This window comes from Pseudohongiella spirulinae (assembly GCF_001444425.1).
Lineage (GTDB): Bacteria > Pseudomonadota > Gammaproteobacteria > Pseudomonadales > Pseudohongiellaceae > Pseudohongiella > Pseudohongiella spirulinae.
In genome coordinates, this window is the sequence record NZ_CP013189.1 from 2,891,331 (window position 1) to 2,916,245 (window position 24,915).

Annotated in this window: 19 protein-coding genes, 2 tRNA genes and 2 pseudogenes; 4 read left to right on the plus strand and 19 right to left on the minus strand. The window is 54.4% G+C overall.

Going from position 1 to position 24,915, the window contains the following annotated elements; genetic code table 11:
* Position 1: 1 nt before the first annotated feature.
* From rbfA to ftsH, 11 genes are all read right to left on the minus strand, one after another.
* Entirely contained in the window at positions 2 to 460 is a 459-nt protein-coding gene (rbfA, locus tag PS2015_RS13325; RefSeq protein ID WP_058022692.1) for a 30S ribosome-binding factor RbfA, read from the minus strand.
* Entirely contained in the window at positions 460 to 3,042 is a 2,583-nt protein-coding gene (infB, locus tag PS2015_RS13330; RefSeq protein ID WP_058022693.1) for a translation initiation factor IF-2, read from the minus strand. Before infB ends, rbfA begins: the two co-directional genes overlap by 1 nt.
* Before the next feature lie 32 nt (positions 3,043 to 3,074).
* Complete coding sequence (gene nusA, locus PS2015_RS13335) at positions 3,075 to 4,559, minus strand: transcription termination factor NusA (protein WP_058023373.1); 1,485 nt, start codon at positions 4,557 to 4,559, stop codon at positions 3,075 to 3,077.
* A 36-nt stretch (positions 4,560 to 4,595) separates the two neighbouring features.
* Positions 4,596 to 5,045 (minus strand): ribosome maturation factor RimP, encoded by a 450-nt coding sequence (gene rimP, locus PS2015_RS13340; protein WP_058023375.1) that lies wholly within the window; start codon positions 5,043 to 5,045, stop codon positions 4,596 to 4,598.
* Positions 5,046 to 5,238: 193 nt separating this feature from the next.
* A tRNA-Met gene (locus PS2015_RS13345) sits at positions 5,239 to 5,315 on the minus strand.
* A 95-nt stretch (positions 5,316 to 5,410) separates the two neighbouring features.
* Positions 5,411 to 5,497, minus strand: a tRNA-Leu gene (locus PS2015_RS13350).
* 8 nt (positions 5,498 to 5,505) lie between these two features.
* Positions 5,506 to 5,877 carry a preprotein translocase subunit SecG gene (gene secG, locus PS2015_RS13355; RefSeq protein ID WP_058022694.1) on the minus strand — a complete coding sequence of 124 codons (372 nt, stop codon included), beginning with the start codon at positions 5,875 to 5,877 and terminating at the stop codon, positions 5,506 to 5,508.
* Positions 5,878 to 5,880: 3 nt separating this feature from the next.
* Positions 5,881 to 6,636 (minus strand): triose-phosphate isomerase, encoded by a 756-nt coding sequence (gene tpiA / locus PS2015_RS13360; protein WP_058022695.1) that lies wholly within the window; start codon positions 6,634 to 6,636, stop codon positions 5,881 to 5,883.
* 109 nt (positions 6,637 to 6,745) lie between these two features.
* Positions 6,746 to 8,104, minus strand: coding sequence for a phosphoglucosamine mutase (glmM, locus tag PS2015_RS13365; RefSeq protein ID WP_058022696.1), 1,359 nt, complete (start codon positions 8,102 to 8,104; stop codon positions 6,746 to 6,748).
* 26 nt (positions 8,105 to 8,130) lie between these two features.
* Positions 8,131 to 9,027 (minus strand): dihydropteroate synthase, encoded by an 897-nt coding sequence (folP, locus tag PS2015_RS13370; RefSeq protein WP_058022697.1) that lies wholly within the window; start codon positions 9,025 to 9,027, stop codon positions 8,131 to 8,133.
* 19 nt (positions 9,028 to 9,046) lie between these two features.
* Positions 9,047 to 10,972, minus strand: a complete 1,926-nt coding sequence (gene ftsH, locus PS2015_RS13375; RefSeq protein ID WP_058022698.1) for an ATP-dependent zinc metalloprotease FtsH — start codon at positions 10,970 to 10,972, stop codon at positions 9,047 to 9,049.
* A 313-nt stretch (positions 10,973 to 11,285) separates the two neighbouring features.
* Here ftsH and yhbY point away from each other — a divergent pair, with 313 nt between their 5' ends.
* Positions 11,286 to 11,621, plus strand: coding sequence for a ribosome assembly RNA-binding protein YhbY (yhbY, locus tag PS2015_RS13380; protein WP_058022699.1), 336 nt, complete (start codon positions 11,286 to 11,288; stop codon positions 11,619 to 11,621).
* Between the two features lie 51 nt (positions 11,622 to 11,672).
* Here the strand turns inward: yhbY and greA are convergent, their stop codons facing one another.
* The 4 genes from greA to dapB all read right to left on the minus strand — a co-directional run bounded on the left by greA (position 11,673) and on the right by dapB (position 17,688).
* A complete protein-coding gene (greA, locus tag PS2015_RS13385; protein WP_058022700.1) occupies positions 11,673 to 12,149 on the minus strand; it encodes a transcription elongation factor GreA in 477 nt (158 codons plus the stop codon).
* A gap of 151 nt (positions 12,150 to 12,300) precedes the next feature.
* Positions 12,301 to 15,528 carry a carbamoyl-phosphate synthase large subunit gene (gene carB, locus PS2015_RS13390; protein ID WP_058022701.1) on the minus strand — a complete coding sequence of 1,076 codons (3,228 nt, stop codon included), beginning with the start codon at positions 15,526 to 15,528 and terminating at the stop codon, positions 12,301 to 12,303.
* 36 nt (positions 15,529 to 15,564) lie between these two features.
* Positions 15,565 to 16,713 carry a glutamine-hydrolyzing carbamoyl-phosphate synthase small subunit gene (gene carA / locus PS2015_RS13395; protein ID WP_058022702.1) on the minus strand — a complete coding sequence of 383 codons (1,149 nt, stop codon included), beginning with the start codon at positions 16,711 to 16,713 and terminating at the stop codon, positions 15,565 to 15,567.
* Between the two features lie 162 nt (positions 16,714 to 16,875).
* The gene (gene dapB / locus PS2015_RS13400) at positions 16,876 to 17,688 is read right to left on the minus strand and encodes a 4-hydroxy-tetrahydrodipicolinate reductase (protein WP_058022703.1); all 813 of its coding nucleotides are present in this window, start codon (positions 17,686 to 17,688) and stop codon (positions 16,876 to 16,878) included.
* A 120-nt stretch (positions 17,689 to 17,808) separates the two neighbouring features.
* Between dapB and PS2015_RS13405 the strand changes: the two are divergent.
* Together PS2015_RS13405 and PS2015_RS13410 are read left to right on the plus strand one after the other, a co-directional pair.
* Positions 17,809 to 18,381 (plus strand): annotated as a pseudogene (locus PS2015_RS13405) (sigma-70 family RNA polymerase sigma factor); the annotation flags it as partial.
* A 55-nt stretch (positions 18,382 to 18,436) separates the two neighbouring features.
* Positions 18,437 to 19,174, plus strand: coding sequence for a DUF3379 family protein (locus tag PS2015_RS13410; protein WP_058022705.1), 738 nt, complete (start codon positions 18,437 to 18,439; stop codon positions 19,172 to 19,174).
* 51 nt (positions 19,175 to 19,225) lie between these two features.
* Here the strand turns inward: PS2015_RS13410 and PS2015_RS13415 are convergent, their stop codons facing one another.
* From PS2015_RS13415 to bioB, 4 genes and pseudogenes are all read right to left on the minus strand, one after another.
* Positions 19,226 to 21,016 (minus strand): acyl-CoA dehydrogenase C-terminal domain-containing protein, encoded by a 1,791-nt coding sequence (locus PS2015_RS13415; RefSeq protein ID WP_058023376.1) that lies wholly within the window; start codon positions 21,014 to 21,016, stop codon positions 19,226 to 19,228.
* Between the two features lie 109 nt (positions 21,017 to 21,125).
* Positions 21,126 to 21,818 carry a dethiobiotin synthase gene (gene bioD, locus PS2015_RS13420; protein ID WP_058022706.1) on the minus strand — a complete coding sequence of 231 codons (693 nt, stop codon included), beginning with the start codon at positions 21,816 to 21,818 and terminating at the stop codon, positions 21,126 to 21,128.
* 29 nt (positions 21,819 to 21,847) lie between these two features.
* Complete coding sequence (gene bioF, locus PS2015_RS13425) at positions 21,848 to 23,068, minus strand: 8-amino-7-oxononanoate synthase (protein ID WP_237113332.1); 1,221 nt, start codon at positions 23,066 to 23,068, stop codon at positions 21,848 to 21,850.
* 41 nt (positions 23,069 to 23,109) lie between these two features.
* Positions 23,110 to 24,063: pseudogene (gene bioB, locus PS2015_RS13430) on the minus strand (biotin synthase BioB); the annotation flags it as partial.
* Between the two features lie 194 nt (positions 24,064 to 24,257).
* On the opposite strand from bioB, the gene PS2015_RS13435 reads away from it, so the two are divergent.
* Positions 24,258 to 24,911 (plus strand): ComF family protein, encoded by a 654-nt coding sequence (locus tag PS2015_RS13435; protein WP_058022708.1) that lies wholly within the window; start codon positions 24,258 to 24,260, stop codon positions 24,909 to 24,911.
* Positions 24,912 to 24,915: the final 4 nt, after the last annotated feature.

The following is a 24,915-nucleotide window of genomic DNA, read 5'->3' on the forward strand; positions in this document are numbered from 1 at the left end:
TCTACCGGCCCTCGTGACTTGAGTCGTCGACGGCCTGACTGTCATCGTGCGGATGTTTGCTGTCTTCGGTCAGAGCCTGATCGATAAGACTGGACAGGTAACGTCCGCGGGCAATGCTGTCATCGTAACGAAACTTGAGCGCTGGCGTGGTGCGCAGGCTCAACTCTTTGCCCAACAGGCTGCGCAAATACCCGGCCGCATGATTCAGCACTGCCAGACTGTCCTCAATCTGCTTTCTGTCCAGCTCACCCATGTCAGCCAGTTGCACATCCAGACCGCCACCATCACGCATCATTACGGTCACGTAAACCGTGGCGTAGGCAAAGTCGCGACTCACATCAACGCCAGTCACCGACACCATGCCCAGGCGCGGATCACGGATTTCACGCATAATCAGGTCCGCCAGAATTCGCTGAATCTGGTCGGCTACCCGTTGTGTCCGAGGCGATGGTTTAGTCATCAGAGTGTTCTGGCAACCTCAGTGGTCTGATACACCTCAATCTTGTCGCCCACTTTTACGTCATTGTAGTTCTTCACGCCTATGCCACACTCCATGCCATTTCGGACTTCGCTGGCGTCATCCTTGAAGCGGCGCAATGATTCCAGCTCGCCTTCAAAAATCACCACGTTGTCACGCAATACACGGATCGGGCGGCTGCGGTAGACCGTGCCTTCAACCACCATGCAGCCGGCCACCTGACCAAACTTGGGCGAATTGAACACGTCACGTACTTCTGCCACGCCCAGAATCTCTTCACGTAATTCGGGCTCCAGCATGCCGCCCAGGATGGCTTTCACGTCATCAATCACATCGTAGATGACGTTGTAGTAACGCAGGTTAATGCCTTCGTTTTCAATAACCTCACGGGCAGACTTATCCGCACGGACGTTAAAACCAATCAGCATGGCGCTGGACGTCGCCGCCAGATGGGCATCCGTCTCTGAGATACCACCGACACCGGACGCCACCACATTAACTTCAACTTCATCAGTGCCCAGCTTCTGCAGGGAGCCAACAATCGCCTCCATGGAACCACGCACATCGGCTTTGATAATCACGTTGAGAATGTTCTTGCCTGCCTTGCCGATACCGGCAAACATGGCTTCGAGCTTGTTGCCCTGCTGTAGCGCGGCCATCTTGTCTTTGTGTTTCTCGCGACGGAATTCGGCCACTTCGCGGGCTTTTTTCTCGTCAGCAACAACCACAAACTCATCACCGGCTTCAGGCACACCATTAAAGCCCAGCACTTCTACCGGAATAGAAGGACCGGCGGATTTGACCTGCCGCCCCGCCTCATCGATCAGAGCACGAACTCGACCATATTCATAACCGGCCAGTATAGTATCACCGACATTCAAGGTGCCATTTTGTACCAGGACCGAGGCAACCGGGCCGCGGCCTTTATCCAGCCTTGATTCGATCACCACACCTTTACCCGGCGCATCAACAAAAGCCTTCAATTCCAGCAACTCGGCCTGCAGCAGAATCGACTCCAGCAACTCATCAATGCCCTGCCCTGTGTGGGCAGACACCTGCACAAACTGCACGTCGCCACCCCAGCTTTCCGGGATCACATCTTTGGCCGCCAGTTCGCTGGTGACCTTGTCGATATCAATACCGTCTTTATCAACTTTGGTGATAGCCACAACAATGGGCACATTCGCTGCGCGAGCGTGTTGAATAGCTTCTTCGGTCTGCGGTTTGACACCATCATCAGCCGCACAGACCAGCACTACGACGTCAGTTGCCTTGGCACCACGAGAACGCATAGCGCTGAACGCAGCGTGTCCCGGCGTATCCAGGAAGCAGATCATACCGTGGTCGGTTTCTACGTGATAAGCACCAATGTGCTGGGTAATGCCGCCCGCCTCACCGGCCGCAACGGATGCCTTGCGGATATAGTCAAGCAAGGAAGTTTTGCCGTGGTCAACGTGCCCCATAACAGTCACAACCGGTGCTCGGGTAATGGCTTCATCACCGCCTTCGTAAGCCAGGGATTCGTACAGATCATCCTCAATCGCATCGGCCGAAACGAATCGGGCTGTATGACCCATTTCTTCTATCAACAGCGTTGCCGTATCCTGATCCAGGGCCTGATTGATGGTCGCCATAACGCCCATCTTGAAAAGTGCTTTAATCAGCTCTGCAGACTTGACCGACATCTTTTGTGCCAGGTCACCCACTGTGTTGGCCTCACCGATAATTATTTCACGGGAGATGAATTCGGTCGGTTTCTCAAAGCCATGCTGCTTGCTGCGGGGTTTCTTGCGCGGGCCACCACGGCGGCCACGACCACCACCGTCAAACTCGCCATCCTCAAGTACAAAGTCATCAAGCCGCGCTTTGCCGCCTTTTTTGGTGGCAGCTGCTTTCTTTTTGAAACTGGGCTTTTTGTCTTCATCCTTATCATCCATGCCACCCTTGCGGCCGGATTTGGCAGGTGCCTTGTTCTTACCCGGATGCGCCGGAGCGGCTTCCGGCACGGCTGCCAGCTTGGGCGCTGTCGGTTTGGCAGGCGCTTCTTTGCTTTCTTCAGGAGCCGGCTCCGGAGCCGCTTCTGTTTCTGTTTGCGCAGATTCTGCAACAGGCTCAGCGGCCTGTTCTGCAGCTGGTGGTTGCGCTGCAAGCTCTGGCGCTGTGTTTTCGGTAACTGCTGTTTCAACCGGCGCCACTTCCTGCTCGACGCTGGTTTCAACCTCGACCTGCTCTTCAGGTTTTTCTGGCTGCAGTTCGCTGCGTTTTACATAGGTGCGTTTTTTTCGCACTTCAACACTGACGGTCTTGCCACGCCCCTGGCCGGACGATGTCTTCAGGGTCTCTACCGTTTTGCGTTTCAGCGTAATTTTCTTGGGAGCAGCGTCGGCAGCCGCTGTCGCCCCGTGGCTGCGCCGCAGGAACAACAACAATGTGTTCTTGTCTTCATTGGAAATCAGCTCATCCGCACGTTTATGCGGAAGGCCTGCTTCCTTGATCTGGGCCAGAAGCCGTTCTTCGGTCACACCAACCACTTTGGCCAGTTCGCCGACTGTTACATCTGCCATCTAGTTACTCCTGTCTGCTCTTGCTGCCCGATTTACTCAAACCACGGTGCACGAGCCGTCATAATCAGTTTGCCGGCACGTTCTTCATCCATACCGTCAATATCCATCAATTCATCAATTGACTGTTCGGCCAGGTCTTCCATATTCAGAATCCCTTTTCCGGCCAGAGCCATTGCCAGTGTATCGTCCATGCCTTCCATATTCAGCAGGTCAGCTTCCAGATTGGCACTGGACAGGCCTTCTTCGGAAGCGATGGCCTGTGTCAACAGCGCATCCCGGGCACGGTCACGTAATTCCCTGGCAATATCTTCGTCAAAACCATCTATATTCAGCAGCTCATCCATGGGGACATAAGCGATTTCCTCCAGAGAGGTGAAACCTTCGCTGACCAGCAGCTCGGCAACATCCTCATCCACATCCAGCTTGTTCATGAAAGCCATGATATAGGTGCTGGCCTCCTGCTGCTGCTTTTCCTGGGCTTCATCAATGCTCATTACATTGATCGCCCATCCTGTCAGCTCGGCTGACAGACGAACATTCTGGCCACTGCGGCCTATGGCCTGTGCCAGATTATCTTCTTCGACCGCCACATCCATGGTATGACTGTCTTCGTCCATGATAATTGAGGCAACTTCCGCGGGCGCCATGGCATTGATAACCAGCTGCGCGGGGTTATCGTCCCACAAAATGATGTCGATACGTTCATTGGCCAGTTCATTGGATACCACCTGGACGCGCGAACCACGCATACCCACGCAGGCTCCAACCGGATCAATTCGACCATCGTTGGTACTGACCACGATTTTGGCTCGTGAACCCGGATCTCTGGCAGCCGCACGAATTTCAATCACACCATCGGCGATCTCGGGCACTTCAATTTTGAACAGCTCAATCAGCATTTCCGGTGCAGTGCGACTCAGAAACAGTTGCGGACCCCGCACTTCATGACGCACATCCTGCAACAGCGCACGAATGCGATCGCCCGTGCGGAACATTTCGCGCGGGATCATCTGGTCGCGCATCAACACGGCTTCTGCATTACCACCCAAGTCAACCAGCACGCTCTCGCGGGTCACTTTTTTGACGGTACCCGATACCAGCTGACCAATGCGGTCACGGTATTCGGCTACAACCAGGTCGCGCTCAGCCTCACGAACCTTCTGTACAATAACCTGCTTGGCAGTCTGGGCGGCAATCCGACCGAACTCGGCATTGTCGATCTTCTCTTCCCAGACATCACCGATATCCAGGTTTGCGTCTTTTTCACGAGCCTGCTCCAGCGTCAGCTGGTGACCCGGCTCTTCGAAATCTTCATCGGAAACCACCGTCCAGACGCGATACGACTCGTATTGACCGGTCTTGCGATTGATCGCAACACGGCACTCTGCTTCTTCACCCTCAAAGCGTTTCTTGGTAGCCGTTGCCAGAGCGGTTTCGATGGCTTCGAATATAACGTCACGTGACACTCCCTTCTCATTCGAGACCGCGTCTGCAACTGCCAGAATTTCTTTACTCATCATAGTAGTGTCACCTTACAAACGGAACACGCGCCGCTAAAACGCAATGTTGGCCTTTTCAACCTGATCATACGGAATTTCAATCTGTTCATTATCCACTGTCATGCTAATGATGCCGGCGTCTGCCTTTTCCAGAACACCCTTAAACTTGCGGCGACCATTCAGTGGCCCGCGCAAACGCAGATTCACAACTTCACCCACAAACTGACCGAACTGTTCAAAATAAAACAGTGGTCTGTCCAGCCCCGGGGATGAGACCTCAAGAGTATACTCACCGGGCAGCGGGTCTTCGACATCCAACACAGCGCTAACCTGCCGACTCACACGCTCACAATCATCGATGGTGACCCCTTCGGGTCCATCGATATATATGCGCAGCAGTGCTGAACGCCCCCTGGTCAGGTACTCTACTCCCCACAGATCCAGGTTCAGCGCCTGCACGGTCGGACGCAGCATCTCTGCAATATTGTCTGCTGATGTTGTCAAATCCAACACACCCTGACTAAAGCACAAACAAAAAGTGGGCCTGTGGCCCACTACGTATAACACATATCACTGTCAGCAAGGGCCAATCAACGCATACCCGAAAGAGCCTGCGGATTTTCAGACCACCTAACAAAAAGCCCCATCAAGGGGCCTTTTGAAACAGCACTGGCCGCAAAGCTCAGCAACTGCGAATTGGTAGCGGGGGCAGGATTTGAACCTACGACCTTCGGGTTATGAGCCCGACGAGCTGCCAGACTGCTCCACCCCGCAACAAAAACTTCAATTAAGTACGACGACTTCTGGCTTTGCCGTCATCTGAGGGTGGGTATTCTACTTAACCACCCAGACATCTGTCAAATCTAATTTGGTGCCGAAGGCGAGACTTGAACTCGCACGACCATACGGTCACTACCCCCTCAAGATAGCGTGTCTACCAATTCCACCACTTCGGCTAAAACTTTTATTGGCTGTCCGGTACCACCGGAATATCAGACCCTGATGCTGGCGCACTGACTTGCGGTATATCGGACTGCTGCTGCATTTCCTGCAGCAACGCAGGATTCACAACCGGCGCATCGCTGTCAAAACCAGCACCAACGCTGTATTGCCTGGCAAAAATTGCCAGGACCAGGCTGGTTACAAAAAACACAACGGCCACAATTGTTGTGGTGCGAGTGAGAAAATTTCCCGATCCCGAAGCACCAAAGACAGTCTGCGACGCTCCGCTACCAAATGCCGCACCCGCATCAGCACCCTTGCCTTGCTGCAGCAGCACCAGCGCAATGATGGCGATCGCTGCAATGACGTGCACTATCACAACCAGCGTTTCCATAATTCAACTCACACTTTTACAAATTCGTATAAAGGACTGCGCGTCCAGCGACGCACCGCCCACCAAGCCGCCATCGATATCGGGACAGGCAAACAACTCCTCGGCATTAGCAGCTGATACACTACCGCCGTAAAGGATCTGCACTGCCGCAGCCACATCCTCATCGTGAGCCGCAAGCAGCCCGCGAATATGCGCATGCATTTCCTGAGCCTGCTGGCTGGTGGCAGACTCTCCAGACCCGATTGCCCAGACCGGCTCATAGGCAATTACCGCCTCAGCCATCGCTGCAATACCCGCGACACCGACTACAAAATCTATCTGATCGGCCACAACCTGCAAGGCCTGACCGGCGGAGCGCTGCTCGCCTGTCTCGCCAACGCAAAGAATGGGTGTCAGACCAGCCTCACGGGCCGCCACAAACTTGGACGCTGCCTGTTGGTTGCTCTCGGCAAACAGACTGCGTCGCTCGGAGTGCCCCACAATGACATAGCGAACCCGAAAGTCCTGCAACATGCTGGCTGATACTTCGCCGGTATAAGCACCAGACGAATATTCACTCAGATTCTGGGCACCCAGCACCAGCTCGCTGCCGTGCGCGGCATCAGCCACCTGGTTCAGATAAGGGAATGGCGGACACACCACGATATCAACACCATTAACCCCGTCACCAAGCTCAGCCACCAGAGAAGAGATTAACTCCCCGATATCTGAGCGACTGCCATTCATCTTCCAGTTTCCGGCTACCAATGCCCGACGCATGTGCGGATTGTCCTCTGTCACCCGGCAACCCGGCTATCGAAAATCGGGGCGCCACTATAACCAGTTTACATTCGGCTTGCAAGACAGCACGCCACTCTATTCAACGACCTTATTTGACCGACTCAACTACAGCAGCCAGCTCAGCAGCGTAGCGCCTGACCTGATCGTCATCCTGACCCTCAACCATCACCCGCACCAGCGGTTCGGTTCCGGAAGGCCGGAGCAACACCCGCCCCTTACCGGCCATTTTCTGCTCCAGCGCCTTTGCCGCAGCCAGCACAGCCCGGTCCGACATAACGCTTTTCCTGTCGGAGACCGGCACATTAATCATGCATTGTGGCATTTTTTGCATGTGACTGCGCAACTCGTACAAATTGGATTCGCCCTGCACCATCGCGGCAAGAACCTGCAGCGCTGAGACGATCCCATCGCCGGTCGTCGCGACATCCATACATACAATATGCCCTGATGACTCACCACCCAGCAGCCAGCCATGCGTCTTGAGCGCTTCCATGACGTAACGATCACCCACTTTGGTGCGAACGAATGGAATTCCCAATGCATCCAGCCCAAGCTCCAGACCCAGGTTGCTCATTTGCGTTCCAACCACTCCACCAAAGCCACGCTTGCGCCGATGACGATCCCTGGCAATGATGTATAGTATCTCGTCACCATCAACAAGATTGCCCAGATGATCCACCATTACCACGCGGTCACCATCGCCATCAAAGGCAATGCCCAAATCAGCCTGCTCGGCAAGCACCTCTTCGACCAGCCGCTCAGGCGCGGTTGACCCGCAACCCTCATTGATATTCATGCCATTGGGGGCAACCGCAATAGCCTTTACCGTGGCTCCAAGCTCAGAGAATACATTCGCTGCAACATGATAAGTGGCCCCGTTTGCGCAATCGACTACAATGCGCAGACCGCGCAGCACCGCACTGCCCGGAATCGTACCCTTACAATATTCAATATAACGTCCGGCAGCATCTGTAATGCGGGAAACCTTGCCAATCTGCTGCGAACTGACTGTTGTGATATCACGCTCCAGATAGGACTCGATGGCCAGCTCTGTCTCATCCGGCAACTTACTGCCGTCACCGGAGAAAAATTTAATACCATTATCGGCAAAGGCATTGTGTGAGGCGCTGATAACAATGCCGGCCTGCGCCTGGAATGTTCGGGTCAGGTAAGCGACAGCGGGTGTCGGCATCGGACCCAGCATGTGAATATCAACGCCGGCAGAGGCCAGACCCGACTCCAGCGCGGCTTCGAACATATACCCGGAAACCCGGGTGTCCTTACCAATAAGAATCTTGCTGCGCTGACCTTCAGTGCAGGCAAACACCTTGCCGGCCGCCCAGCCCAGTTTCAGCATAAAATCAGGGGTTATCGGATACTGTCCAACATGACCACGAATGCCGTCGGTACCAAAATAGCGCTTTTCCTGTTTGTTATTTGCTTCCATGACACTCTCGATTATCTGACAACTCTCTAGCAATAATGTTGCATTGTTTCGACGATGCGCAAAGCATCGACGGTTTCGGCCACATCGTGCACACGCACGATATTTGCCCCATTTATGACCGACAATACCGCTGCTGCCAGACTGCCGGCAAGGCGTTCGTCGACACTTTTTCCAATAATATTGCCAATCATCGATTTCCGTGACATGCCGGCCAATACTGGCAGGCCAGTAGCCGCAAAATCGGATAGCCGCGCCAGCAGCCGGTAATTATGAGCCGGGGTTTTCCCGAACCCGAAACCCGGGTCGATGCATATTCGCTGCCCGCCAATGCCGGCGGCACGACATATATCGACACGTTGCTCCAGAAAAGATCGCACCTCTGCAACAACATCCTGATACTGGGGGTTCTGCTGCATAGTGCCTGGCTCGCCCTGCATATGCATCAGGCACACGGCCATATCAGTGTCAGCCGCCGCCTGTACAGCGCCCGTGCGCTGCAGAGCCCGGATGTCGTTGATCATACCGGCTCCAGCCGACGCTGCAGCCCGCATTAACGCAGGCGTACTGGTGTCCACAGAAACAATCACGTCGAACTCAGCCTGAAGCGCCTCAACAACAGGCAGGACACGGTCCAGTTCCTCCTGCTCAGAGACCTGCACCGCACCCGGGCGGGTTGACTCACCACCCACGTCGAGAATGACTGCGCCCGCATCAATCATGGAAGAAGCGACAGTCAGGGTTTTATCCAGAGAGATTTGAAACTGCGCAGCATCGGAGCTGCCAGAGAGGCGACCACCGTCCGAAAAGGAGTCAGGAGTTACATTCAGAATTCCCATAACGGCAGGAAGGGAAAGATCCAGCCAGCGGGAGCCGCACTGCAGCCCCCGCCGGGGAGTCACGCTGTCATCCTGCACATCGTCCATGGCGAATGGCACGCGTCAATCAATGCTCACTGGCAGGGCCGCCTATGGGCTTCTCAGTGGTGCGCTCCTCATCAGCCGGAACTGATCGCACTCCGCTTCCTGACCCACCATTATCATCAGACCAATCGGCCGGTGGACGTGGTTTGCGCCCTTCCATTATGTCGTTGATCTGCTCAACGTCGATGGTCTCGTACTCCATCAAAGCATCTTTCATCAGTTCCAGCTTGTCGCGGTTTTCGTCAAGCAGGCGCTTCGCAGTGCCGTAGCAGTAATCGATGATGCTTTTGATTTCCTCGTCGATCAGTTTGGCCGTTTCACCGGAGTGATGCGTCTGTGAACTGCCGGCCGAGCGACCCAGGAAGACCTCGCCGTCATCTTCCGCATACATCAGCGGACCCAGTTTTTCAGACAGCCCCCACTTGGTCACCATATTGCGGGCCATTTCTGTAGCACGCTGAATATCGTTGGACGCACCCGTCGTCACACCCTCTTCTCCGAGGGTCATTTCTTCAGCAATTCGACCACCGTAAAGACTGCAGATCTGACTGAGAATGGCCCGCTTGCTCAAACTATAGCGATCCTCTTCGGGCAGGAACATGGTGACACCCAGTGCGCGACCCCGAGGAATGATGCTTACTTTGTAGACAGGGTCATGCTCAGGCACCAGGCGGCCAACAATCGCGTGTCCGGCCTCATGGTACGCTGTATTGGTTTTCTCCTTTTCAGACATGACCATGGACTTTCGTTCAGTACCCATCATGATCTTGTCTTTAGCTTTCTCAAACTCTTCCATGGTTACCAGACGCTTGCTGGAACGAGCCGCAAACAGTGCCGCCTCGTTAACCAGGTTCGCCAGATCCGCACCCGAGAAACCCGGTGTACCGCGCGCAATCACGCCGGCATCAACATTGTCGGCTATCGGCACTTTACGCATGTGTACTTTCAGAATTTGCTCGCGGCCACGAATATCCGGCAACCCGACCACAACCTGACGGTCGAAGCGGCCCGGCCGCAGCAGCGCAGGGTCCAGCACATCGGGACGGTTAGTGGCAGCAATCACAATGATGCCATCATTTACCTCAAAGCCATCCATCTCAACCAGCAACTGGTTCAGGGTTTGCTCACGCTCATCGTGGCCACCACCGAGACCGGCGCCACGATGCCGACCCACGGCATCAATCTCGTCGATAAAGATAATGCAGGGTGCCTGCTTCTTGGCCTGGTCAAACATGTCACGAACTCGCGACGCACCCACACCCACAAACATTTCCACAAAGTCCGAACCGGAAATCGAGAAAAACGGTACCTTGGCTTCGCCGGCGATTGCCTTGGCCAGCAAAGTCTTACCGGTACCAGGCTGTCCTACCATCAGAATGCCGCGTGGGATTTTGCCGCCCAGGCGCTGGAATTTGTCCGGCTCCCGCAGGAAGTCGACCAGCTCCTTGACATCCTCTTTGGCTTCCTCGACACCCGCCACGTCGGCAAAGGTGACCTTGATCTGATCTTCACCCAGCAGCTTGGCCTTGCTCTTGCCAAAGGACATCGGACCGCCCTTGCCGCCGCCAGCACCTCCCTGCATCTGCCGCATAAAGAAAAAGAACAGGGCAATAATGATCAGAATCGGGAAACTGGCGACCAGCAACTGAGTCCAGAGCGACTGCCGCTCCGGCTCTGAGGCGCGAATCTGTACACCATTGTTAAACAGATCATCCATCAGCTGATCGTCGCCAATCATCGGGATGGTAGTGGTAAAGCGGGTGTTATCGGTTCGCACACCGGCGACAGAGACTCCGGATATATTGACTGAGCTCACCTGCCCGGTCCTGACCTCTCGAATAAAGTCAGAGTAGTTAACCTGCGAGCTCGTCGGCTCCTGATTGATATTGTTGAATACCGTCAGCAGAACCGCCGCAATTACCATCCAAAGCAGTAAATTCTTCGCCATATCGTTCAAGGGAAACCCCCTTCATGTGTCAATTTCAAACAGATAAGACCGCAAAAACGGCCTTTGCCATTCCCTCAAACCCCGGAATCATTATATTTTTATCCTGATACCCGTCACGCTTGTCTTTTATCGACGGGTGGAGACGACCGCCCTTAGCCAGTCTGTGATTCACTTAACGAGTCTGTATCCTAGATGGGGGTTAGCTGTGATATTACAAGATAGAACTCTTGATTGTCCAAGAATTGCTGTCCTACAATTCGCCCCCCGGTATCAGAAGATACCTTCGCGATCACCCACCTGCGCTGGAATCATTATGACCGACAAAGCACAAAAACTTAGCAATCAACAGCTTAAGCAATTTCGAAGCATTGCCCACAACCTAAAACCGGTTGTCACTGTTGCCCAGAATGGCCTGGCAGAAAGTGTCATGAAAGAAATTGACCGCGCCCTGACCCAGCATGAACTGATTAAAGTCAAAGTGCAGGTAGGTGACAGGGAGTTGCGCCAGCAGGCAATTACTGAGATTTGCAGTCTCAGTGGCGCGGAACGCGTGCAGAGTATCGGAAATATCGCAGTATTGTTTCGTGCGGCCCGTCAACCCGATCCTAAACTGTCGAATCTGCTGCGTCACGGCCAGACAGGGAATTGAAAACAGGGAATTGACGCGACTGCGCCTGTGGCAGCCGCGTCTGTAGCAGGATTACAGGTGCTCCACTTTGTCGATTTCGTATTCAATCTCGCCGGAAGGTGCCTTCACAACCACTTCGTCACCTTCCTCTTTGCCCATGATGGCGCGCGCAATCGGTGATGCCACTGAGATTTTACCGGCCTTAACATCGGCCTCATCCTCACCCACGATCTGATAACGCATAGTGGCCTCAGTATCCAGGTTCAGCAGCGTCACTGTTGCCCCGAAGATGACTTTGCCTGTTGCAGGGATCTGGGTGACATCAATAATCTCCGAGTCAGCCAGCTTGCCTTCAATTTCCTTTATACGCCCCTCGCAGAAACTCTGCTGCTCGCGAGCCGCATGGTACTCGGCGTTCTCCTTCAGATCGCCATGTTCCCGGGCTTCAGCGATTGCCTGAATAATCGCGGGTCGTTTTACCGTTTTCAACTCATTGAGCTCAGCGCGCAATCGCTCCGCTCCGCCAATGGTCATAGGCACTTTTCTCATATCACTCTCGCAGATCCTGAAGATCCTTAATCAAAGAATAAAAAAAATACCGGCGGGATCCCCTGCTTAGGGAATCCCGCCAGCACCTTATTGAATCTATATAATGGACAGTTTATTGACACTTGTCCATAGGACAAGCGAGTTTGCTGTTTCAGACCGCCTGATCCAGTCGCTGATGAAGCTCCTGGATGGTATAGACAGACAATTGGTCACCAAACTGCAGCGCATCGCATACCGCACTGGCGCTTGCCAGCGTTGTTGTGCAGAACACATCATGGCGCAGCGCCGTGCGGCGGATGGTAGAGGAATCGGCAATCGCCTGTTTGCCCTCTGTGGTATTGACCACCAGTGCGATCTCGTCATTCTTGATCATATCAACGATGTGCGGCCGACCTTCCATGACCTTATTAACCCGCCTCACTGGCAGACCGGCAGCCTCGATGATGGCTGCCGTACCTGTTGTTGCTACCAGGCTGAACCCAAGTTGATGGAATCGACTGGCCACTTCAGCCACGCGCGGCTTGTCAGTTTCTCGCACACTGATGAATACCGTTCCGGACTTGGCAATCTCTTCACCCGCTCCCAACTGGGATTTGGCAAAGGCTTCGGCAAATGTTTCACCAACCCCCATCACCTCACCAGTGGATTTCATTTCCGGCCCCAGAATCGGATCAACACCCGGGAACTTATTAAACGGGAACACAGCTTCCTTGACCGCATAAGTGCGAGGAATGATCTCTTTGGTAAAACCCTGCTCGGCCAGCGTATTGCCCACCATGCAACGGGCAGCCACTTTGGCAAGAGACACACCGATACACTTGGAGACAAATGGAACGGTTCTTGAAGCACGCGGGTTAACCTCGATCACATAAACTTCGCCGTCCTGATAGGCCATCTGCGCGTTCATCAGACCAACAACACCCAGCTCTCTTGCCAGACTGGTGACCTGCTGGCGAATTTTGTCCTGCACTTGCGCAGGCAGATTATAGGGTGGCAGCGAACAGGCCGAGTCGCCTGAGTGCACTCCCGCCTGCTCAATATGCTGCATGATGGCGCCAACAACTACATCTTTGCCATCACTGACCAGATCAACATCGATCTCAATAGCTGCATTCAGGAAGTAATCCAGCAGCACCGGACTGTCGTTACCCACCTTGACCGTAGTGCGCATATAACGGGTCAGTTCTTCCTCGTTATAGACGATCTCCATGGCGCGACCACCCAGCACATAGGAAGGGCGCACAACCAGCGGGTAAGAAATACGCTCGGCCTCGGTGATGCATTGCTCAACACTGCGCACGATGCAGTTCGGTGGCTGCTTGAGACCCAGCTTCAGAATTAATTGCTGGAAGCGTTCGCGGTCTTCAGCCAGATCGATGGCATCGGGCTTGGTCCCAATCACCGGCACCCCGGCCTGCTCCAGGCGAGTTGCCAGATTCAGCGGTGTCTGCCCGCCAAACTGAACAATCACACCGGCCGGCTTTTCCAGCTCAACGATTTCCAGCACATCCTCCAGCGTCACCGGTTCAAAGTACAGGCGGTCAGAGATGTTATAGTCAGTCGATACTGTCTCCGGGTTGCAGTTGACCATGATGGTTTCATAACCATCCTCGCGCATCGCCAGGGCAGCGTGTACACAGCAGTAGTCAAACTCAATACCCTGACCGATGCGGTTTGGCCCGCCGCCCAGCACCATGATCTTCTTGCGATCACTGGGCTGCGCCTCGCAGATTTCCTCGTAGCAGGAATACATGTAGGCTGTTGTTGATTTGAATTCTGCAGCGCAGGTATCGACCCGCTTATAAACCGGGCGCACACCCAGGGCGTGACGATGGTCACGCACGTTCTGTTCCGGCTCGTCCAGCAGGGTGGCCAGCCGGGCATCTGAAAAGCCTTTGCGCTTGAGGGCAAACATCTGATCTTTGGTCAAGGCCTTCAGTGCCTGACCTGCCAGTTGCGCTTCGTCTTTAATCAGGTCTTCAATCTGCGCCAGGAACCAGGGGTCGATACCAGTCAGTTCAGTCACAGTTTCCAGGGACAAACCCTGACGGAAGGCGTCGCCAATATAACGAATACGGTCACTGCCGGCATCCATCAGCTCGCCACGCAGAATGTCCATGGCGTCACTTAGCCCGGTATCGAGTATCGGGTCGAAACCGCTGATACCCACTTCCAGGCCGCGCAACGCTTTCTGCAGGGATTCCTGGAAAGTGCGACCAATGGCCATCACTTCACCCACAGACTTCATCTGGGTGGTGATACGGTCATTGGCTTCAGGGAATTTTTCGAAGGTAAAACGCGGGATTTTTGTAACGACATAGTCGATAGTCGGCTCGAAAGATGCGGGTGTTGCACCTCCGGTGATTTCGTTACTCAGCTCATCCAGTGTAAAGCCAACCGCCAGCTTGGCAGCAACCCGGGCAATCGGGAAGCCTGTGGCCTTGGATGCCAACGCGGATGATCTGGACACGCGCGGATTCATTTCAATAACGACCAGGCGGCCAGTCTTGGGACACATGCCGAACTGCACATTGGATCCACCCGTCTCAACGCCAATCTCGCGCAGCACGTCGATGGAAGCATTACGCAGAATCTGGAACTCTTTATCAGTCAGCGTCTGAGACGGCGCGACGGTAATTGAGTCGCCGGTATGTACACCCATGGCGTCGAAATTTTCAATGGTACAGACGATGATGCAGTTGTCGTTTTTGTCACGCACAACTTCCATCTCATATTCTTTCCAGCCAATCAGTGATTCATCAATCAACAGCTCATTGGTGGGGGAAAGCTCCATGCCGCGAGTGCATATTTCAACAAATTCTTCTTTGTTATACGCAATGCCGCCGCCACTGCCGCCCATGGTAAACGAGGGGCGGATAATACAGGGGAAGCCAACCAGATCCAGCGCCGCAAACGCCTCATCCATTGAGCGGGCGATGCCGTGACGCGGTGTTTCCAGGCCAATCGCCTTCATCGCGTCGTCGAACAATTCGCGATCTTCCGCCTTATCAATCGACTCGGCGCGCGCGCCGATCATTTCCACATTGTACTTGGCCAGCACGCCATGGCGCTCCAGGTCCAGCGCACAATTAAGCGCTGTCTGGCCACCCATGGTTGGTAAAATAGCGTCAGGACGCTCTTTTTCTATGATTTTTTCGACAATCTGCCAGGTAACCGGCTCAATGTAAGTTGCATCAGCCATTGCCGGGTCGGTCATGATGGTTGCCGGATTGGAGTTCACCAGAATCACCCGGTAACCTTCTTCGCGTAGCGCCTGGCAGGCCTGGGCACCTGAATAGTCAAACTCACAGGCCTGACCAATTACAATCGGGCCAGCGCCGATAATCAGGATGCTATTAATATCTGTACGTTTAGGCATAACTTAACCGTGTCTGAATATGAGTTGGCCACCGGATCAACGGGCAGCGCGTTTTTCCATCAAGCTCACAAATTTATCGAACAGGGGTGCAATATCATGTGGGCCAGGGCTGGCCTCGGGATGCCCCTGGAATGCAAATGCTGGCTTATCCGTGCGTTCCACTCCCTGCAGGGAACCATCAAACAGCGATCGGTGGGTTGCCCGTAAATTAGCTGGCAGTGTCTTCTCATCAACAGCAAAACCATGGTTCTGACTGGTGATCAGGACTGTGCCATCATCCAGGTTCTGTACCGGGTGGTTTGCTCCGTGATGCCCAAGTTGCATTTTGACAGTGCGCGCACCACAGGCCAGCGCCAGCAATTGACAGCCCAGACAGATACCAAAAACCGGAATGTCTGTTTCCAGCACTTCACGGATTGCCGCAATGGCATAGTCGCAGGGCTCGGGATCACCCGGCCCGTTGGAAAGAAATACCCCATCAGGGTTCATCGCCAGCACCTCAGCCGCCGGTGTCTGTGCGGGCACGACAGTCACTTTGCAATTTCTCTGCGCCAGCATCCGCAGGATATTGCGTTTGACTCCATAGTCATAGGCGACTACGTGGAAGGGGTTTTCGTGTTGCGGCTCCGGATAACCGACACCACCCGGCAACCATTCACCCTGCGTCCACTCGTAATTCGCCGCCACTGAGACTTCTTTGGCAAGGTCCATGCCCTTCAGGCCCGGGAAAGCCCTGGCCTGCTCAATGGCGAAGGCTTCTCCCTTTTCGGCTAATAATTCGCCGCTGAGAATGCAGCCATTTAATGGCCCCTTGTCTCTTAATAGCTGAGTCAGCGCCCGGGTATCAATTTCGGCGATCGATACCACATTCTGATCTTTCAGAAACTCTTCCAGGCTTTGCTCGCTGCGCCAGTTACTGACCGTCATCGCCAGATTGCGGATCACCAGGCCTGCCGCCCAGACACGATCAGATTCGTTATCCTCGGCATTGACGCCGGTATTGCCGATATGCGGATAAGTCAAAGTCACGACCTGCCTGGCATAAGACGGATCGGTCAGGATTTCCTGGTAGCCGGTCATGGCCGTGTTAAAAACGACCTCCCCGCTGGTCAGACCCAGGGCACCGATAGCCTTGCCCCGAAAGACACTGCCATCTTCAAGGGCCAGAACTGCTGGATTATTCAATGTGATCTCCCGGATGATAAGACAGGCGAAAAAAAGCGGAATGAAAGCTGCCTCTCATTCCGCCTTTTTAAAAATGCTGTCTTGTGTTGTGCTCAGTCATGTTCATACTGAGACGAAATTATACGCAAACGGACCTGCAACTGTCTACGACGAATACCGTCTTTATGTAACATTCAAGCCCAGCACATCGTCAATCGAGTACAGTCCGGGCGTACGGCCTGCCAACCAGGTCGCAGCCCGCACTGCGCCGCTGGCAAAGGTCATGCGACTGCTGGCTTTGTGTGTAATCTCCAGCCGTTCGCCGTTACCTGCAAAAATGACGGTATGATCGCCGACGATATCACCGGCGCGTATCGTTGCAAAACCGATGGTCTTGCGGTCACGTTCCTCGCCGACTCCCTCACGCCCGTAAACAGCGACCTCTTCCAGCTTGCGTCCCAACGCGTCGGCTATGACCTCTCCCATGCGCAGGGCAGTCCCCGACGGCGCATCTTTCTTATGACGGTGGTGAGCTTCGACGATTTCGATATCAACATCATCCCCCATGGCTTTGGCGGCCAACTCAAGTAATTTCAGACTGATATTGACACCGGCACTCATGTTCGGCGCCATAACCACCGGAATATCTGCGGCTGCAGCGCTGATCTGCTGCTTTTGCTGCGACGTAAAACCTGTTGTACCAATAACAACAGCCTTGCCGACGGCCTGACACAGCATCAAGTGTTGTAATGTCGACTCCGGTGCCGTGAAATCGATCAACACATCAAAATCATCCAGACAGGCTTTGAGCGAGGTACTGGAACACACACCAAGCGCCCCGACACCGGCTACCAGGCCTACATCAATACCAGCCTGTGGATCATCGGGCAAAGTGGTTCCGGCCGTTACCCGTGCCTGATCGGATTTATCCTGCACGGCCTGCACAAGAGTCCGGCCCATACGCCCGGCGACCCCGGCAATTGCAATACGAATCATCAGTTTACGAATTCTCTGTTGGGATTTTTGAAAATTGAAAGGCGGCAGTATAGCGTGTTATGACAATGGTCAACAGCAGCAGACTCAGCTAAGCTTAAGGCAACACAGGAGTCAGTACGAAACAAAATGAGTAAATCCCCGGTCTCAGGCCACGAATCAGAGCGAACCCGGCGTTACCAGGCCATGGTCGATGAGCTTTATCAGGACGTTTATCGCTATGCTTTCTGGTTAACCCGCAACCCGACTGTTGCTGAAGATCTGGTGCAGGAGACCTTCCTGCGCGCCTGGCGTTCCTTTGACAGCCTGCAAAGTGAGGGTGCCGCCAAGGCATGGCTTTTTACAATCCTGCGACGCGAAAACGCGCGCATGTATGAGCGCTACCGCCCCGAACTGGTGGACATTGATGATGTGGCCGTGGCTGAGGAAGGCAACATGGAGCCGGAACAACGACGTCGGCAGGCAGAATTACACCAGGCCATACTCAAACTGGAAAAAGAATACCGCGATCCACTGCTTTTGCAGGTAATCGGCGGGTTCAGCGGGAAAGAAATTGCCGGAATTCTCGATCTCAATAACAACACCGTGATGACACGGCTGTTTCGGGCCCGTAGCAAGCTTAAAGATATGCTGCACGACGAGCCCGATAAAACAATAGAACAGAATGATCTGCCATCTGAAGAAGTGACGGATTAACAGGCAGTTATTATAAAAATCAGCACAACGACCACACCAGAGAGCGACTGACATAATGGATGATTTGGAATTCCGGACCCGGGCATTCAGCAATCCGCTGGATGACCAGGCTGACTTCATTTCAGCGACAGAGACCGATGCGGCTCGCAGACAATTAGTCCATGAGCTTAAGGCTATGGAGCATCAACTCAAAGAAAGTCTTAATGCAACACCGGTGCCCGGAGATCTGCGAGAAAAGCTGCTGGCACATGCAAATGATACATCCCAGGAGGGCGCTGCAAAACACTCTTCATTTCGACGCCTGCCCTATGCAGCCGCCGCGACAGTGGTTCTTGGTGTATTTCTGGGCATCAATCTGGTTCAGTCTCGTCCCAGCGCACAGGATCTGGAGTTTCACGATGCGCTAGTCGAACACCTGTACCATGAAGAGCCCCGTTACTACTCATCGACCAGCCCCGACTGGTCAGACGTCATGAGCGTGTCGGCGGCAGCAGGCGCCGAACTGACTGCCACCCCGGAGTTGATGGCGCTGAAAATGCAATTTGCAAATTACTGCAACCTGGGCACTGATCAACAGGGCGCTCATTTGGTGACAATTGGCGAGCACGGGCCGGTCTCCATTGTATTTATCAAAAATACACCCGTCAGCAAGCGCATCACCATCAAAGATAGCCGTTTCCAGGGGCAGATTATCCCAACTGAGCAGGGCAACATGGCCGTCATCGGGGAGAAGTCGGAACAGCTCGATCGTTACGAGAAACTGTTGACTGATAATCTGCACTGGTCCATCTGATGCAGCGCTGTCGGCAGCATGGCGCGACCGGCAGCGCATTACCCCCGGTCGTCAGAACAGCGCTTCATCCAGCGCCATGACCACATCGCTACCCGCACTGATCTCCTCGGCCAATGATTTGTAGCGCGGCATAATGCGATCCAGAAAATAGCAACCGACCTGAATTTTAGCGCGATAGAAGTCACTGTCTTCAGTACCGGCAGCCAGCGCATCTTCGGCCACTTTCACCATTCTTGCCCACATATAACAGTACAGAATGAGCGTCATCAGATCCAGATATGGCACCGAGGCCGCCCCCACCTCGTGGGGGTTTTCCGTATTAGCCTGGCGAATCAGATCGGTTGTCCTCACCAGACAGTCCAGCGCGTTGTCCAAAGCGGCCACAAAAGCTGCAACCCGGCCATCCTTTTCCTGATCGATGAACTGGCGCATTTCGTCCAGCATTTCTTCCAGCATGCCTTCGCGGTCAAACACTACCTTGCGGCCCATCAGGTCAAGCGCCTGAATACCATTGGTGCCCTCATAAATCTGTGCGATCCGAGCATCACGCACATGCTGCTCCTGCCCCCATTCACGCACATAGCCGTGTCCGCCCAGCACCTGCTGACCCAGCACACAAGCCTCAAAGCCACGATCGGTAAACGCTGCCTTGGTGATTGGAGTCAACAACGCAACCAGCTTTGCGGCCCGCGCCTGACGCTCTTCGTCCGGATGAAAATACACTATATCCAGCTGATTGCCGACATAGGCCGCCAATGCTCGACCGGCTTCGGTATTGGCTCGCATATTCAGCAGCATCCGCCGCACATCCGGGTGTACCAACAGGGAGTCGGCCGCTTTGTCCGGCTGCGCAGGGCCCGCCGGTGAGCGCCCCTGAATGCGCTCGCGCGCATAAGCGGCCGCAGTCTGATACGAAGCATCGCCCAGGCCAAGCCCCTGCAGGCCAATCGTCAGACGCTCGTAATTCATCATGGTAAACATGCAGGCCAGACCCTTATTGATTTCACCAACCAGGTAGCCGGTGGCATCGTCGAAATTCATGACACAGGTAGCCGAGCCCTTCAGGCCCATTTTGTGTTCGATGGACCCGCAGCTCACCCCGTTAGAATCGCCGACATTACCATCACCATCGGGCAGAAATTTAGGAACCAGAAACAGCGATATTCCCCGCGGCCCGGCTGGTGCATCCGGCAACTTGGCCAGCACCAGATGGATAATGTTTTCACTCAGATCGTGCTCTCCGCCGGTGATAAAGATCTTGGTGCCACTGACTTTATAACTGCCATCTGACTGCGGTACGGCCCGGGTCTTGATCATACCCAGGTCAGTGCCGGCATGCGGCTCGGTCAGACACATGGTGGCGCTCCAGCTCCCGTCATACAGTTTCGGCAGATACGCCTGTTTGAGATCATCAGAGGCGTGACGGGAGATGGCCAGCGAGGCACCGGCACTGAGCACGGCGTAAAGCGCCAGCGAGCTATTGGCCGCCATGATCATTTCCTCAAAACACACGGCCAGTGTCTTGGGCATACCCTGGCCACCGTACTGGGGGTCACCTGCCAGACCAATCCAACCGCCTTCAGCGAAGGTGCGATAAGCATCTTTGAAACCACCCGGTGTCGTCACCTTGCCGCCGTCGAACTGACAGCCGATTTCGTCGCCTTGACGGTTCAGTGGTGCCAACAGACCTTCAGCCACCTTGCCCGCTTCTTCCAGCACGCTATTGATCAGTTCAGCATTTACCTCGGCGGTGCCGGGCATTGAGGCCAGAAGCTGTTCCACATTGAACACTTCATTCAGCACAAATTTCATATCTCGAACGGGGGCCTTGTAATCTGACACAGTCATACTCCGGCTGCTCACACAGCAAAAACAGATAAATCCAGGAAATTAACTGCGAGTAAGTTAACGCCACTTGACGTTAACGTCAACGTCAACATGCACCAGGTAGTCAGTTGCCAGCCAGTGCAGCAAGATCAAGATAAGCGGCTGTTTCGTCAGGTGACTGCGCCGGAACAAACGGCAACTCCCCCAGCAGCGGCGCTTGCAGCATGCCCTGCAGCGTTTCAACATTCTGCCGGTCAACCGCAGAGCCCTCACCCAAATGATTGGCTACCCAGCCCGCCAGTTGCAAACCATCTCGCTGAATGGCTTCCGCCGTCAGTAGTGCGTGATTAATGCAGCCCAGCCTGATTCCCACTACCAGCACCACTGGCAACCGCAGTTCCAGAGCCAGCCCGGACAGCATTTCGCGATTGTTTAATGGCACCCGCCAACCACCGGCTCCCTCCAGAACCGTGAAGTCTGCGCGCGCCATGAGCACGGCGCGGGCCATACCCACCAAGCGTGAAAGGGACAACTGACGACCTTCCGAGGCGGCTGCCAGATGCGGTGCAATAGCGGCCTGCAGGGCTACCGGATTAACCTGTTCGTAGGGCAAATCAATTGAGCATTGTGCCTGCAAGGCCAGCGCATCACCATTACGCAAACCCTCAGCTGTGCTTTCACATCCTGACGCTACCGGTTTCATGGCTGCCGTTTGCAAGCCGGCCTTTCTGGCCGCAGCAAGCAATGCGCATGACACATGCGTCTTGCCAACTTCTGTGTCAGTGCCAGTAACAAACACGGCCTTGGGTAAACTCATTACAGCTCCTGTTAAATTAGCCAGTCACGTCATGCACGATCCTGCAGATATTCCGCTACCTCTGCCAGTGCGTCCAGCAGGCGTTGCAAATGCTCATCACTGTGCACCGCACTCAGCGTGATGCGCAGCCTGGATTGTCCGACCGGCACAGTGGGTGGTCTGATTGCACTGACCTGCAGCCCACGCTGCTTGAGTAATTGACTGACCGCCTGGGCGGTTGCGGCATCACCAAGCATCAATGCCTGCACCGGCGAATTGCCCGGCAATAGTTTCAGGCCCAGCATCAGCGTCGTTGTGCGAAAACGTTCGATCAATTCCTGAAGTCGTGCACGGCGCCAATGCTCTTGCCTCAATAGCGCAAGACTGGTTCGGGTGGCTTCGGCCAAGGCAGGCGACATCGCCGTTGTGAAGACATAGGTTCTCGCAAACTGAGTGAGATAATCAATCAGCAGATCGTCTCCGGACACAAAAGCGCCTGCCGTGCCAAACGCTTTGCCAAAAGTTCCAACCAGCACCGGCACCTGCTGCTGCGTCAATCCGGCATCCGCCACAACCCCGCGGCCTTGCGGCCCCAAACATCCGATACCGTGGGCATCATCAACCATCAACACGGCATCATGATGCAATGCGAGGTCAGCCAGATCGGCCAGCGGAGCGCAATCACCGTCCATGCTGAAAACGCCATCAGTGACTACCAGCGCCATGCTTTCGGTGGTTCGCCTGCGGTCAAAGTTGCCAAGCATGTTTGACAGCGATTCGAGATCAACATGGGGATAGCGTTTTGACTCCGCCCGACTAAGCCAGCCGCCATCGAGCAGTGAGGCGTGATTCAATGCGTCATGACACACCAGGTCATCGGGCCGGGTTAGTGCATTAATCACCCCGATATTGGCCATGTATCCGGTTGAAAACAACATCACCCGATCACGCCCGCAAAAATCGGCCAGCTCCTCGCACAGTTGCTCATGAACGCGGCAATGACCGGTCACCAGATGCGAGGCGCCACTGCCCACACCGTACTCTTTGGCACCTCTGATCAAGGCCGCCACCACATCAGGATGATGAGACAGACCCAGGTAGTCATTGCTGCAAAAATTCACAAAGAGCCGGCCATCAATTACCTGCTCAAGCCCGCAGCCCGGATCGCGCAGCAAGGTCTGGCGATACAGATGACGGGAGTGACGCTCTGTCAGCGATTGTCGCAAACGCTCACCTAAAATTGTGACACCGGGCACTAAATTTTCGCTCACTCGCCCGTAACTGCCGAATAATAAGAAGCTTCAGGTGCAAATTTATTTTGCGACCGCAAACCCAGACGGCGGAAAAGCTGTTGATCACTGCTTTCTTCCGGAAGCGGGGTGGTCAGCAGCTTCTCTCCATAAAAAATGGAATTGGCGCCTGCCAGAAAACACAGAGCCTGCATCTGATCATTCATCTGCTGACGACCTGCCGACAATCGCACACAGGAGCGCGGCATAATGATTCGGGCGACAGCAATGGTACGTATAAAGTCGAATGCATCGATATCATCAACACTCTCCAGAGGCGTGCCTTTTACCTTGACCAGACTGTTTATGGGCACGCTTTCCGGGTGTACGGGCAAATTCGCCAGTTGCTGCAGCAGGCCAATGCGGTCCGACTCAACTTCGCCCATACCCACAATCCCACCGCAACACACCTTCATACCAGCGTCGCGCACATTAGAGAGAGTTTGAAGGCGATCCTGATAGCTGCGTGTGCTGATGATGTCGCCATAATACTCAGGCGAGGTGTCCAGATTATGGTTGTAATAATCCAGCCCGGCCTCAGCCAGTGCCTGTGTCTGTTCCACCGACAGCGCACCCAGCGTCATGCAGGTTTCCAGCCCCAATGCCCGGACCTGCTTGACCATCTCCAGCACCATCGGGAAATCACGCTCTGAAGGCTGCTTCCAGGCCGCGCCCATGCAAAAACGCCCGGCCCCATGATCACGAGCGGCTTTGGCCTGCTCAACAACACGTTCTACAGCAACCAGCTTTTCCTTTAGAAGACCGGTGTTGTAGTGGCCACTTTGCGGGCAATACTTGCAGTCTTCCGGGCAGGCGCCGGTTTTTATCGACATCAGGGTGCTCAACTGGATGCTGTTGGGGTCAAAGAACTGTCGATGTACGGACTGCGCCTGAAAAACCAGATCCATAAAGGGCAGTGTGTATAACGCGTGGATCTCATCTCGGCGCCAGTCATGGCGAGTAACGACTTGCTGCATTGTTTTTCCTGTATCGCCTCTCAGGGCAATCTATACTCATAGAGCGTCGACATTCTAGTCATAACGACCTTTATGTCAACTTTTATATAGCCATTTAAGTTTACAATATGCCCGACAAATTCTGGCCCAAAAACCTCCGTCAAAGACTGCACAGACTGTCAGGCGAACCCTGCCTGATTTGCCTGGAGAGTGCCGTGACAGCCTGCGGCGTCTGCAGACATTGCCTGGATATCCTGCCCTGGCAACCACCCGGCTGCATCCGATGCGCCGTCATCGTCCCTGACAGCACCAGTGCCGCCCCGCTCTGTAATCGCTGCGCCGAGGAGAGTCCGGCATTCGACAGTTGTCACGCCGTGTTCAGTTACGAATCGCCGATAGACTCACAAATACGGCAATTTAAAGATCTACAGGGGTTTCGGGCAGCCAGATCGCTGGGTGAACTGTTGGCTATCAGCTTTAAGTCTCATTACCGGATCAACAGCCTTCAACCACCCGATCTGCTGGTGCCCGTACCACTTCACACTGACCGGCTCAGGCGCAGGGGCTTCAACCAGGCGAAGCTGTTGGCTGACGCCGTTCATAAATTCACCCGGATACCTGTGCTGATGGAAGGCTGCACAAGGATGCAAACAAACCTGGCTCAACGGAAGCTCAATGCCCAAGGCAGGCTGGCAAACATCGGTCACTTGTTTACCATAAATAGCAATACAAAGTTGACAATGGGCCGACGCATCGCCATCATCGACGACGTCATTACCACCACTGCCACGGCCCGGGATATTGCCGACATCTTTCGCCAGGCAGGTTGTGAACACATTGAAGTCTGGGCCCTGGCCCGGCGAAATTAAAAAT